This window comes from Oceanispirochaeta sp., assembly GCF_027859075.1.
Taxonomy (GTDB): domain Bacteria; phylum Spirochaetota; class Spirochaetia; order DSM-2461; family DSM-2461; genus Oceanispirochaeta.
In genome coordinates this window covers 1-12252 of the sequence record NZ_JAQIBL010000196.1, presented here as the reverse complement: position 1 = coordinate 12252, position 12252 = coordinate 1, and the positions used below count along the sequence as shown (strand labels likewise).

The window sequence follows — 12252 nt, the reverse complement described above, 5'->3', positions numbered from 1 at the left end:
TTGACTAAGCAAACCACCCCCTTCGGCCTTTGGGTATAAACCACGAGAGTGCTTTTTAGCACTCTCGTAGAACCCACCCTGCGGCTAATTTTGAATCATCAGTAATACTATCAGCCGTGGCAATTCTTGTACTTTTTACCGCTACCGCAGGGACAAGGATCGTTGCGTCCCACCTTGGCCGCGCTGCGGCGCACCTGCATCGTCTGAGAATTGGCTTCCGCCCTTTCTTCAGATTTTCCGGGTGCAAAACTCTTAAGACCACTGTGTACTGCATGGACAGGCTGCCGATTTTTGCCGGTATAGGATCTTTCGGGAGCATTTCGGACGATGACTCTGAAGATTTTTCTGGCCAGAGTGATCCTCATGTCGTCCATCATCCTGTCGAAGATTTCAAAACCTTCGTTCTTATATTCCACCAGAGGATTTTTCTGTGCATAAGAACGCAGATATACAGCTTCTCTCAGAGAATCCAGATTTTCAAGATGTTCCTGCCAGCGGTTATCCAGATTTCTAAGATACTCGTAGCGGATAAACTGGTTAAACTGATCCTCTCCCACAAGGTTTCTCTTCTCTTCTAAATCATTTTTCAAAAAAGAAAGCAATTCTGTCTGCCATTCATCTAAGGTCAGTGATTTCCAATCAATGCTTTCGTCTGGGGAGAAATTGAAGTTCTCCCTGAGACGGATCATCAAACGGGCGAGAGCTTCCGTTTCATCCAGCCTTTTGTCATTCTTAAAATCGTCCAGAAGGATACTGACTATTTCTTCTCCCGTATCCATAATCTTGATTGTGAGATCTGAAAAGGAAAGGATTTCATCTCTCTGCTGGTATATCGAGGTTCTCTGCATGCTCAGAACGTCATCGTAATCCAGAAGGTGTTTTCTGATTTCATAGTTTCGGTCTTCTACTCGTTTCTGTGCTTTTTCCAGGGAACGGTTCAAGAGAGAGTGGTGAAGAGGTTCATCTCCTTCCATACCCAGTTGGGTCATTGTTTTTTTAAACTTTTCACCGCCAAAGAGGCGCATCAGGTCATCGTCCAGTGAAATATAGAACTGGGAGTAACCGGGGTCACCCTGTCGGCCTGACCGCCCTCTAAGCTGGTTATCTATACGCCGGGACTCATGACGTTCTGAACCGATAACATACAGGCCGCCCAATTGACGGACCTCTTCATTTTCAGCACGCCAGGTTTGATACTGTTTCTGAAGATGAAGGCTGATTTCTTCCGCTGTGGCATCCGTTCCGGCAGCCTGTCTTGCCCGATACTCGGGATTTCCGCCCAATTTAATATCTGTTCCACGACCTGCCATATTTGTGGCAATGGTAATAGAGCCTTTGGCTCCCGCCTCAGAGATGATCAGGGCTTCTCTGTGGTGGTTTTTGGCATTGAGAATCTCAAATCTGATACCTTTCTTTTTCAGATAGGAGGCCAGTTTTTCAGACTTCTCAACCGAGACCGTTCCTACAAGTATAGGCTGCCCTTTTTTATGAATATCCGCAATATCCTCGCAGATGGCAGAAAACTTGTAATCTTCATTCAAATAAATAATATCGTCTGCATCAGTTCGGTTCACAGGACGGTTTGTAGGGATGACCACTACTTCCAGACCATAAATACGGCCGAATTCTCTTGCTTCCGTATCTGCCGTACCGGTCATGCCGGATATTTTATCGTACATTCTAAAGAAGTTTTGAAAGGTAATGCTGGCCAATGTCCGGTTTCTCCGGGCTATCTTGATCCCTTCCTTGGCTTCAATAGCCTGATGCAGTCCATCTGAATACCGGCGTCCTGTGAGGACCCGACCGGTAAACTCATCTACAATTTGAACCTGACCATCCTGAATGACATAATCCACATCATTGTGGAAGAGCATATGGGCTTTCAGGGCCTGGGTAAAATAATGAATAAACTCAAAGTTTTCTTCATCAAAGAGGGACCCCTGGATATATTTCCGGCCAATCAGCAGTTCTTCGACATGGTTCATACCCTGATCGGTAAAGACAACTTTCTTACTTTTTTCATCCAGTTTGTAATCACCTTTCGGCTGAATCCCTGTAATGGGATCTTCCACGGGATAATCACCGGTAGCCGGATCCTTTTCGCACTCAATCAGGAACTTGATAAGTTGATTGACATTAGAAAATTTACTGGTATCATCCTGAACAGGACCTGAAATGATCAGAGGTGTCCTGGCCTCATCAATCAGGATGGAGTCAATTTCATCAATGATACAGAAGGGGTGGTTTTTCTGAGCTTTTTTATCCATGCTCCAGCGCATGTTGTCCCTCAGGTAATCAAAACCGAATTCATTATTCGTACCAAAGGTTATATCCCGGCTGTACTCAATCTGTCTTGTTTCCGGGTCCATATCGGAAAGAATAACACCGACACTGATTCCCAGGTAGTCATAGACAGGTTTCATCCAGGCCGCATCACGGGAGGCCAGGTAGTCATTCACCGTGATGATATGAACACCTTTGCCGGTCAGGGCATTCAGATAGGCCGAGGCTACACTGGAGAGAGTCTTTCCCTCTCCAGTTTTCATTTCCATAATCCTACCCTGATGAAGGACAATGCCTCCCAGGAGCTGGACATCGTAGGGGCGTTCCCCCAGGGTTCTTCGTGCAGCCTCTCTTACCAATGCAAACGCTTCGGGGAGAATATCATCGAGTGATTCTCCTGCGGCAAGCTTCTCCTTGAATTGAAGAGTCTGTTCTTTGAACGCCTCTTCAGGAAGTTTGATTGCCCACTGTTCTTTTGCATTGATTTTATGAAGAGTTGGAAGCAGTTGTTTCAGATCTCTATCCTGTTTTGATCCAAGGATGAGAGACAATATCATTTTCACCATGGATCAAATGTACGGGATTTAGGGGGAGTCGTCAAGATTGACATTATAAAGTGTCAATTGTAGGATTAAACAGTTTCTATGCCCATTACAGGGCCGAGCCCGGAGACCTGATCCGGGGACGGAGGAGTCTGTCCATTGAAGTGTAAATATCTTGTCCGGTTTATTTTTATCATTCTTCCCTTTCTCTTTGTTTCTTGTACCGGGGAGAACAGGGTTCTTGAACGTGAAGACTTGTTTATTCTCCCCCTGGGCTATATGGCAGATGAACTCAACTACTTTCTTAAACCCGATTCACAGCTTCCCGGGACAAGTGACCTTTTTATAAGAGAGGGGCGTGTTTTTTTAAGCAGCAGCAATGCGGGTAAAATAATGGAGCTCAACTCTTATGGTGATCTTCTGGGATTTTACTACAATCCAACAATCAATCCCGAACCTGCTCAATACCTGTCAGAGGATAAAGAAAATCCAGTTATCGTTCGAAAATGGAATTTCCGTGGAATCGATCACCTGGCTGTCTCTGATGAGTATATGCTGGTAGCAGACCGGGTGGATGAGAGCCAGAGCATGATCGAGGATCGAATCCTTCACAACCGCATCATTCTCAGATTTGATCATAAGGGTCAATTTGTCGACTATCTGGGACAGGAAGGGATACAGGGGTCTCCCTTTGCCTATATTCAAGACCTTGAAATTACAGATAATGGAGAGGCGGTTGTACTGACAAGACAGTGTCAGAAACAGCTTGTTTACTGGTTTTCCCGCCAGGGCGATCTAATGTATAAAATCATTCTGGATAAAGAAAACCTTCCCATAATGGAAGAGGGCGGTTGGAGTGCCGGGGTACCGGAAAGCCTTATACCTGACAGAAATGCACAGAAGTTATATATTAAAATGGATTATTTTCCTGTGAATGATTCTCCAGATTTAAAATCTGTAAGCCGTCTGTACACTCTGGATCTTCTGGAAGAGAAGTATACCGATTTTTTTACGATCGCCACTCTGGAAGTAGAGGTCAATGGGCAGACGCTGGACGGGATTTATGAATACCTGGGAATCACAAGTTCAGGGCTTCATTACTTTCTGGGGTCAGACTTCAGCGGACGTTATCATCTGATTCTGATGGACTCCACGGGAGCCGTTAAAGTTGAAAGAGTCATGTTTATTGAGGACAGCGGAATTCTTTTCCGGCGCTTCTTTCTCTCCGCGGACGGCCTCCTGGCCGGCATCTTTTATGAACCAAAAGGAGCCAGGGTTTCCTGGTGGCGCACCGATAAGATTGCCGATAATTATGCCCAATAGAATTAATAAAGGGCCTGAAGTGTATTCCCCTGATGAATTGCACATAGAGTATTCCCGTTCGGAACGGATGAAGATGAACACCTTTACCGATGGCAGGAGTTCCTCTTCCAAAAGAACATTTTCCATCCGTATCCTGATGATGGATTTACTCCTGCTGTGTATTATCGGAGGTGTCATTTATCCTTTTATTCTTACCAGCAATAAAAGGGGGACCCTCGAGGGATTGAAATGCGAACTTTCATTGAGGTCCCTGGATGAGGATTTGTATCTTTCTGTTTTAATGAGGAATCAACCCGAGGGTTTATCACCCCGGCCGGTGGAAATCGAGTTTCTGATCAATGGACAGTCAGTCAAGAAAGTCAATGATCTGACCCCTCCTACGGGAGAAGACCGGATCTTCCGCTTCAGGCTGAAGAGGGGCAATGAGAAGATTTCAGTGCGAGTCGGAATCAGCATTGAAGAATCAAGGATTGAATTGAATGCCATTTCACCTGTTCCCAGGTGAATTCTTTTAAAATAAGTTGACTCGGTTTCATGGTTTACTTATGATTTGATTAGAGTGGCTTAAGTTGTAAAAGGAGTGATATTAAATGCAGATTTACTTTTTAGTTGTGTTCACCCATCTTTTGGCCGGATTAGTTTTGAGTTCTCATTTTCTGGAAGAAAAGATAGAATCATTTGCATCTTGTACAACCCTGCTGAATAACAACCGGTTTAAACTTGTGTTGGGAGTTGTTACAGTCCTTTCAGCCCTGTTTACCCTGTTGAAGGTCTCTCCAAGTGATGTTCTCGTCATTGGGGACTTGCTTCCGGCAGTGTCTGGTTTTTTACTGGGGGGATATTTAGTTCTCAGTTTTTTCTATGATAATCTGGAAGAAAACAGAAGCTGGATGAAAAGTTATGTTGATATTCTGGAAGACCGGGGGCACATTGCTGGTATCATTGCCATAATCATCGGAATCCTTCATTTTCTGGTTCCATCGGCTCTTATACTTTAAGCATGGCACGATCCATCGCCGGTTTAGCCGAGAGGCAGGGACATTTTTTTCTCGCAAAAAGAAAACCCGGAGGAGATCTTGCCCATAAATGGGAACTTCCGGGGGGTAAGCTTGAAAAGGGTGAGACAGCCGAAGAAGCTATGATTCGGGAGTGGCTGGAAGAGCTGGAAATCCAGGTGCAGGTCGGGCCTCTTCTCAGTTCAGGTCATTTTACCCACAAAGACACCCTCTTCCTGCTGGAAATGTATCATGTTGAATTCAAGGGTGATCCCAAGGCGCTTCATGAGCATGTGGAATGGGGATGGTTTTCTCCTGAAGAAATCAATTCTCTGGACCTGGCCGGTTCAGACCGGATAGTTCTTTCAGAGTATATGAAAGAGGTTCGGATGGATTCTAAACTTTCCTGACAAACATGCTTTCTTTTTCAAGTACATATATTTCTTCATAACGGTCCGAGGGCTGGGATCCGGTCAGGAAGTGCATCACATCATACATATCGTTGATAGATAGGAGTACGCTGTACCGGACAAAACACTGATTGTCATCCAGTGTCTGTCTGTGAATGTTTTTCCCCATATACAGGGGATCCATGAGCTCCCTGATTCTGTTGCGGAGCCCACCGTAGTAGCTCTTCTCCGTCAGCAGAAGATGAAGCTGTCCCTTCCTGTTCACAAAAATCTGAAATATCCCACCTTCCGAAGGTACAATCCCATGAATAAGGTACCGATCCAACTCCACATAGGGTGACCAGTTCAGGGTATACCGGACAAACATACCTGATTCCACTTTTACACTTTGATGGGGATTCTTCATCAAATAACGGTTCCGTCGGGAATGATTGCCTGTTTGGGAATGATGATGATACCGTCTCTGATATAGTAGTTCTCCCCTTCAAAGTCAGCTCTGTAATTATCATCTATCCCTATTCTGCAATCCTGACCCATACGGACACTCTTGTCGATAATTGCCTTGCGGACCTGGGTTCCCGGTCCTATACCCAGATTCGGCCGACCCATGGCCTTGTTGATTTCTTTGTCTCTTGTGGTTTCATAAATATCGGCTCCCATGATGTAAACATGATCCAATGTGGCTCCTCTGTGGATAAAACTCCTGACTCCTACCAGGGAATCTACAACGGATTCACCATTGATGATGGAACCTTCCGAAGCCAGTGCTCTATGAAAGTGGCAGGAATTAATCTTGGAGGGGGGGAGGTCTCTACGATGAGTATAAATAGGATATTCCATGTCATAAAGGTTGAAGAAGGGCCTGGGTGTGGCCAGGTTCAGGTTGGATTCAAAAAAATTCCGTATAGTACCGATGTCTTCCCAGTATCCCTTATAGACATGAGCCCGGACACTGGCTTCTTTGATCATCATGGGGATGACTTCCTTGCCAAAATCGGCAAAGTCATTGTCCAGACCTTTATTCAGAGCCTCGGCGTTGAAAATATAAATTCCCATGGAAGCCAGATAGTCTTTGTGTTCGGGTATGGTATCGGCCTTTTTTCGGAGAGCTGGAATCCTATATTCGTCAATATTTTTGTGGGGTCCTGGTTTTTCAAGGAAACTGTTGATATAGCCTTTGTTGTCCAGTTGCAGAATTCCCAACTGGTCTGCATTTTTCCTGGTCACAGGAGTGGCGGCAATGGTTACATCCGCACCGCTTTCCAGGTGTTTTTTAAAGAAATCTTTCAGATCCATCCTATACAGCTGATCTCCTGAGAGAATCATATAATGGGTTGGTTCCTGAGAACGGAAATGAAACTCATTTTTTCTCACCGCATCGGCAGTCCCCATATACCAGTCGTCGTTATCAAAGGTTTGCTCTGCCGCCAGAACTTCAACAAAACCCCCGGAGAATGTATCAAATCGGTAGGTACTGCTTATATGAAAGTGGAGGGATGCAGTATTGAACTGTGTGAGGACAAATATGTTTCTGAGTCCTGAGTTAATACAGTTGGAGATGGGTATATCTACAAGACGGAATTTTCCGCCGAAAGGTACAGCAGGCTTGGCGCGTTCCTTGGTCAGGGGGTAGAGGCGTGATCCCTTTCCTCCGCCTAGAACGACACTCAATATTTTGGTCATAAAAACTTAACTCCGGAAAAAATGGTTATCCCCTTCGATTTCGGGATTCTCTTCATTATAGGCTCTCAATCCCTAAGGTCAAGAAACTTCGGCTTGTCCTCAGTCATTCTTATGGATTTTGAACTTCGAATCATAAATGTTTGTGTCAATCTTGAATATGCAGTTGTGTGAAATTCGCATGAAATAGATGCAATATTCCTATAATATGGTAAGCTACATTCATGAGTGATGTAAGAGCCTTTCTGGATGAATTGAAAAATAATCAGACTTTCATGGATAATGTGACACAATGGGAAATTTTGCCCTCTTCACAGGGGCATTTTGCCCCTCTTCCCGAGAGTCTGCCTTCTGTCGTTCGTAAGGCACTCACCAATCGGGGCATTGATCGTCTCTACACCCATCAGGCTGATTGCTATAACGCTGCTACCCGTGGAGAGGATATCTGTGTCGTCACTCCTACAGCTTCGGGGAAAACCCTTTGTTATAATCTGCCTGTTCTGAAGACCCTGTTGGAAGAACCGGAATCACGGGCCCTCTATCTGTTTCCGACAAAGGCACTCAGCCAGGATCAGCAGTCCGCTCTGAACGACATTGTCCTGGGAGATGAAATTCCTGTTAAAATCTGTACCTACGACGGTGATACACCGGGTTCCCTCCGGATGGCCGCCCGCCAGGCGGGACGAATCATCATCTCTAACCCGGATATGCTTCACTCAGGGATTCTGCCTAACCATCCCAAGTGGATCGATTTTTTTAAGTCTCTCCGGTATATTGTTCTGGATGAGGTACATACCTACCGGGGCGTGTTTGGTTCCCATATGTGCAACCTCCTGCGCCGTTTGAAAAGGATTGCCGCCTTTTACGGGAGTAATCCTCAGTTTATCTGCTGTAGTGCCACCATCGGGAATCCTGCGGAGCTGACCCAGGCCATCATCGAAAAACCTGTCACCCTGATCAATATAAATGGGGCTCCATCGGGAGAAAAACATCTGGTCTTTTATAATCCTCCTCTGGTCGATCCTGTACAGGGCATCAGAAAGGGAGTCGTTCACAGCTCTCAGCAGATGGCAGTGCGCCTTTTGAATAAAGGGATCAAAACCATCATCTTTACCCGATCCAGGGTCAAAACGGAGCTGGTGGCATCCTATATCAATAAGAAGCTTAGAAACATATACAATGAGAATTACAGAATCACCGTCGAGGCCTACAGAGGTGGCTACCTTCCAGGTGAAAGAAGAAAGATTGAGAAGGGTCTCCGGGAGGGAACGATTCAGGGAGTCGTTTCTACCAATGCCCTGGAACTGGGTATCGATATAGGCGGTCTTGATGCGGCCGTTCTGGCCGGATTTCCAGGATCTATCTCATCGTCATGGCAGCAGGCCGGAAGAGCCGGACGGAGCAGTGCCCTGTCCGCGGCATTTTTCATCGCCTCCAGTTCACCTGTGGACCAATACCTTGTGCAGACTCCCGAGTACTTTTTCGGAGCCAATCCTGAGTCTGGTTATATCGACGCGGATAATCTTTTCATCTTGCTGGACCATCTGAAATGCGCCTCCTTTGAAATCCCTTTCCGCAAGGGAGAGGGATTCCCGGGAGATGTGTCCTCTCTTCTGTCCTATCTGGAAGAAAACGGTGTGCTCCGTTATACCGGGGAAAGCTGGTACTGGGCTGACCGCTCCTACCCGTCGGAACAGATCTCCCTGCGCAGCGGTGCCTCCGAAAATGTTGTGATCATCGATACAACACAGGGGAAGCATAATGTCATTGGTGAAATGGACAGCCATTCGGCCAGAGAGCTGATCTTTGATGAGGCGATCTACCTCCACCGGGGAGATCAGTTTATCGTCAAGAAACTGGATCTTGAAAATCACATCTGCAGGGTCGAAGTTTCGGATGTGAATTACTATACCGACTCCATCCTGAAATCAGACATCAAGGTTCTTGAAGAGGACGGAACATCCATCGCGGAGGGTCAGCTTGTGACTCACTGTGACATTCTTTTACGGAATGAAGTTTCTAAATATAAAAAAATTAAGTATCAGACTCATGAGAATATCGGTTATGGCGAGATCCATCTTCCCGAAGAAGAAATCCATACCAGGGCGATTTTTCTCTCTTTGACCGGTGAGTCTCCCGGTGGTCTGGCCTTTCAGATGATCCCCCATATGATGATGGCACCGGTTCTTTCCCGGGTGTCCACACTGATACGCAATACAGCGCCCCTTTTTCTCCTCTGCCGGGGAACGGATATCGGTGTTACCGGAAGGGTGAGGGACCCGCATTTTGAGTGTCCCGGGGTCTTTGTATATGACACATATCCCGGAGGCATCGGTCTGGCAGATAACTTCTCTATCAAGATGAAAGAAATTTTTCAAGCCTGTCTGGATCTTGTTTCAGACTGCAGCTGTCAACAGGGTTGTCCCTCCTGTGTAGGGCCTCTGGATCAGCAGGATCAGTTCGAATCCAATCCCCGTCTCCTCACCCGTGATTTTCTGGCAGCCTGGCTGAAGGCAAATACATGAAACCCGGTCTGTCCGACCGCCTGGCACGTCTGAAAAAGACACAGAAGGGGAGCTCTCGCCTTCCCGATCCTGCTTCTCATCACCTTCTCACTGGACTTGAAACAAGCCATGAGATTCCCATTTCCCTCAGGGGAGGATGGAAGGTTCTGGAAGAGGATCTTTGGGTCCGGGAACGCCGCTGTGCGTCCCCCTTGAAGGGATTCAGGTCCAGTTCCATTCTACTGAATGAGTATCCTCCTCTGGAAAAGTGGATGTTTTATGACACCGAAACAACAGGTCTGTCAGGAGGAGCCGGGAATATTGCCTTTCTGGTAGGCATCGGACGGCAGGAGGGGGATGAGTTTAAAATCACTCAGTATTTTCTGAGAGATTATCCCGGCGAACCCGCCTTGCTGACACATCTGAAAAAAGAGATTGAAGGATCACAACTTTTTCTCTCCTATAATGGTAAATCCTTTGACAAACCCCTTCTAGAGACCCGCTTTCTTATGAATCGCATCTCCTGCCGTATGGGGGCTCAGCTGGACCTCCTGTACCCTGTGAGGTCTTTCTTCAGGAACAGAATGCCCAACTGCCGTCTTGGTACGGTTGAAGAGGAACTTCTGGGCATCCATAGGACCGATGATATCCCTGGTGCTGAAATTCCGGACATCTGGTTTGAATTTCTGAAAGCGGGGAATCATCCTGATCTGAACCGGGTCATGGAACATAACGATATGGATATACTCTCCCTGGCCGTTCTTGTCAATTTTTTGGAGGAGTATCTCATTTCTCCAGCAGGTTTTCCTCTCTTTGATCCATTTGCATTGGGACGCTACCTACTGGTCCGTCAGGACTTCAGGGCCCTGTCTTTTCTGCAAACTTCAGTTGACCGGGGGGATCTGAGAGGAGAGGTCTTCTTATCCCTCTACTGGAAACGTCAGGGAGAATGGGAAAAGGCTGTTGCTCTGTGGAGGCATATTCTGGTAAAAAGGACGTCTCCTTTTGCTGCCGTGGAATTGGCCAAGTATCTGGAGCATAAAAAAAAGGATATACCTGCAGCTCTGGTTCTCATTGACTCCCTATTGAGAAACCATCCCCTCCAGAACCCCCTTTTGAAACAGGATCTCCATCACAGAAGAGCCAGACTTGTCAGAAAAAAGGAGTCATTTATTGCAGACAGACCTTCAGAGACTCTAGAATAAGAATATGAGAGTTCACCCGAGTCGTCCCATAACCTTAATCCTCCTCTTAGCACTGATGAATTTACTCTCCTGCAGCGAAAGACGGGAAATTCGCCAGAAAACATTGGATGATGCCGGAATGATAGTGATGGAGGAACCCGAATTGACTCCTCTGGTGAAAACACTTTTAAATATGGATGAGCAGCTTGACAGTGTGAACCGGTCTCTCAGGGGAGAGGGAGGGGACTTTCAAAATTCACTGGAGGATTTCGATCAGACCCTGGGGGATGTCAGGGATCAGATCCAGGATCTGAAGGCTCTACTGAATCAACAGGAAGTTCAAATTCGAGAATTTCGACAAGATTATGAAATCGTGATTCTGGAAAAGGAAAATCAGGCGGAGATGGTTCTTCCCTGAGGTTCACGCCACCTTATCATGAAGCGTTTCCAGCGGTAGGATTCTTCCAGATTGACAAATAAACCGCTCTCAGTCATTCCCTCCCGGGGGATGGTGGTCCACTTTTTTTTCTGAATCATTTCCAGAATATCCAGGGCTTCTGCCTGTTGACCCGAAGAGGCCAGAATCGAGGCATAGGGAAAGGCTCCTACCCGGGGATCGAAATGATAGGCATTTCTGAAGAGTCTCTCCACCTTCTGGGGATGTTCTTCACCCACCCACCAGACATAGCCTCTGTCAATACAGGACAAGGCAAGAGCCGTTCTGTCCCTGGCCTCTACAGGCTTTTTCCGCTCCCGTTCAATGGTTCTCAGTGCCTCAATGAGTATGCCCGCGTGTTTCATTCTGATCATGTACAGGCGTTTGTTGAAGAGGTTCACTGTACTGAGGTTCCGCTCTTTCATGGCTATATAGACCGCCGATTCTCCCTGATCCGAACGGGGATGAACCCGGGCATTATGAGAAAGAAGGCAGTCAATGGCTTCCTGATGGTTGTAATAGGATGCATGCATGAGAGGAGTCCAGGATTCATTATCCCTTCCGTTGATATCAGCTCCCTTTTTCAGTGATTCTTCTATCAGTTGTAAAGAGTTTGTCTGGCATCCCAGTACGAGAAGCATAAATGGGGAAATTCCTCTTCTGATCATTCTGTTGATCTCGCCATCGGGCATATCCATGCATGCCAGTTTTATTTCATCTTTCATATCCTGTGTTAATGAAAGCAATTGTTTCTCCTTGTCCCGAACCAGTGTAAACTAGCAGCCTGTCGGACTTAATCATTATTGTTCTATTTTTGATCTTTTTCATCTCTTCTTCGTCACTCAATTGTCAAATATGCTCGATATTCTCCTCATTCGTTCCTAAAATAGAAGAA

General features: G+C 46.3%; 11 protein-coding genes. 7 read left to right on the top strand and 4 right to left on the bottom strand.

Annotated features, from left to right (window positions below; translation table 11 throughout):
- Window positions 1–110: 110 nt before the first annotated feature.
- Window positions 111–2849, bottom strand: a complete 2739-nt coding sequence (secA, locus tag PF479_RS10965) for a preprotein translocase subunit SecA (RefSeq protein ID WP_298006252.1) — start codon at window positions 2847–2849, stop codon at window positions 111–113.
- A gap of 135 nt (window positions 2850–2984) precedes the next feature.
- Here secA and PF479_RS10960 point away from each other — a divergent pair, with 135 nt between their 5' ends.
- The 4 genes from PF479_RS10960 to PF479_RS10945 all read left to right on the top strand — a co-directional run bounded on the left by PF479_RS10960 (window position 2985) and on the right by PF479_RS10945 (window position 5553).
- Window positions 2985–4148 (top strand): hypothetical protein, encoded by a 1164-nt coding sequence (locus PF479_RS10960; RefSeq protein ID WP_298006249.1) that lies wholly within the window; start codon window positions 2985–2987, stop codon window positions 4146–4148.
- Window positions 4138–4653, top strand: coding sequence for a hypothetical protein (locus PF479_RS10955; protein WP_298006246.1), 516 nt, complete (start codon window positions 4138–4140; stop codon window positions 4651–4653). The genes PF479_RS10960 and PF479_RS10955 overlap by 11 nt, the downstream gene beginning before the upstream one ends.
- An 85-nt stretch (window positions 4654–4738) precedes the next feature.
- Window positions 4739–5146, top strand: coding sequence for a hypothetical protein (locus tag PF479_RS10950; protein WP_298006243.1), 408 nt, complete (start codon window positions 4739–4741; stop codon window positions 5144–5146).
- Window positions 5147–5148: 2 nt separating this feature from the next.
- Entirely contained in the window at window positions 5149–5553 is a 405-nt protein-coding gene (locus PF479_RS10945; RefSeq protein ID WP_298006240.1) for an NUDIX domain-containing protein, read from the top strand.
- On the opposite strand, the gene PF479_RS10940 is transcribed toward PF479_RS10945, so the two are convergent.
- Window positions 5540–5959: a hypothetical protein gene (locus PF479_RS10940; protein WP_298006236.1), complete on the bottom strand. Its 420-nt coding sequence runs from the start codon at window positions 5957–5959 to the stop codon at window positions 5540–5542. The two genes, PF479_RS10945 and PF479_RS10940, sit on opposite strands and share 14 nt — an antisense overlap.
- Complete coding sequence (locus PF479_RS10935; protein WP_298006233.1) at window positions 5959–7236, bottom strand: glucose-1-phosphate adenylyltransferase; 1278 nt, start codon at window positions 7234–7236, stop codon at window positions 5959–5961. The genes PF479_RS10940 and PF479_RS10935 overlap by 1 nt, the downstream gene beginning before the upstream one ends.
- A gap of 221 nt (window positions 7237–7457) precedes the next feature.
- Between PF479_RS10935 and PF479_RS10930 the strand changes: the two genes are divergently transcribed.
- The 3 genes from PF479_RS10930 to PF479_RS10920 are packed head-to-tail and all read left to right on the top strand — an operon-like array spanning window position 7458 to window position 11339.
- Window positions 7458–9758: a DEAD/DEAH box helicase gene (locus tag PF479_RS10930; RefSeq protein ID WP_298006231.1), complete on the top strand. Its 2301-nt coding sequence runs from the start codon at window positions 7458–7460 to the stop codon at window positions 9756–9758.
- A complete protein-coding gene (locus PF479_RS10925) occupies window positions 9755–10942 on the top strand; it encodes a ribonuclease H-like domain-containing protein (RefSeq protein WP_298006228.1) in 1188 nt (395 codons plus the stop codon). The genes PF479_RS10930 and PF479_RS10925 overlap by 4 nt, the downstream gene beginning before the upstream one ends.
- Window positions 10943–10946: 4 nt before the next feature.
- Complete coding sequence (locus tag PF479_RS10920) at window positions 10947–11339, top strand: hypothetical protein (RefSeq protein WP_298006225.1); 393 nt, start codon at window positions 10947–10949, stop codon at window positions 11337–11339.
- Here the strand turns inward: PF479_RS10920 and PF479_RS10915 are convergent.
- Window positions 11315–12103, bottom strand: coding sequence for an ankyrin repeat domain-containing protein (locus PF479_RS10915; RefSeq protein ID WP_298006223.1), 789 nt, complete (start codon window positions 12101–12103; stop codon window positions 11315–11317). The two genes, PF479_RS10920 and PF479_RS10915, sit on opposite strands and share 25 nt — an antisense overlap.
- Window positions 12104–12252: the final 149 nt, after the last annotated feature.

Bases quoted from the DNA above. Each gene is read 5' to 3' on its own strand.
- PF479_RS10930 (WP_298006231.1), top strand. From the start codon at position 7,458: ATGAGTGATGTAAGAGCCTTTCTGGATGAATTGAAAAATAATCAGACT.
- PF479_RS10955 (WP_298006246.1), top strand. From the start codon at position 4,138: ATGCCCAATAGAATTAATAAAGGGCCTGAAGTGTATTCCCCTGATGAA.
- PF479_RS10945 (WP_298006240.1), top strand. From the start codon at position 5,149: ATGGCACGATCCATCGCCGGTTTAGCCGAGAGGCAGGGACATTTTTTT.
- PF479_RS10925 (WP_298006228.1), top strand. From the start codon at position 9,755: ATGAAACCCGGTCTGTCCGACCGCCTGGCACGTCTGAAAAAGACACAG.
- PF479_RS10950 (WP_298006243.1), top strand. From the start codon at position 4,739: ATGCAGATTTACTTTTTAGTTGTGTTCACCCATCTTTTGGCCGGATTA.
- secA (WP_298006252.1), bottom strand. From the start codon at position 2,849: ATGGTGAAAATGATATTGTCTCTCATCCTTGGATCAAAACAGGATAGA.
- PF479_RS10920 (WP_298006225.1), top strand. From the start codon at position 10,947: ATGAGAGTTCACCCGAGTCGTCCCATAACCTTAATCCTCCTCTTAGCA.
- PF479_RS10935 (WP_298006233.1), bottom strand. From the start codon at position 7,236: ATGACCAAAATATTGAGTGTCGTTCTAGGCGGAGGAAAGGGATCACGC.
- PF479_RS10940 (WP_298006236.1), bottom strand. From the start codon at position 5,959: ATGAAGAATCCCCATCAAAGTGTAAAAGTGGAATCAGGTATGTTTGTC.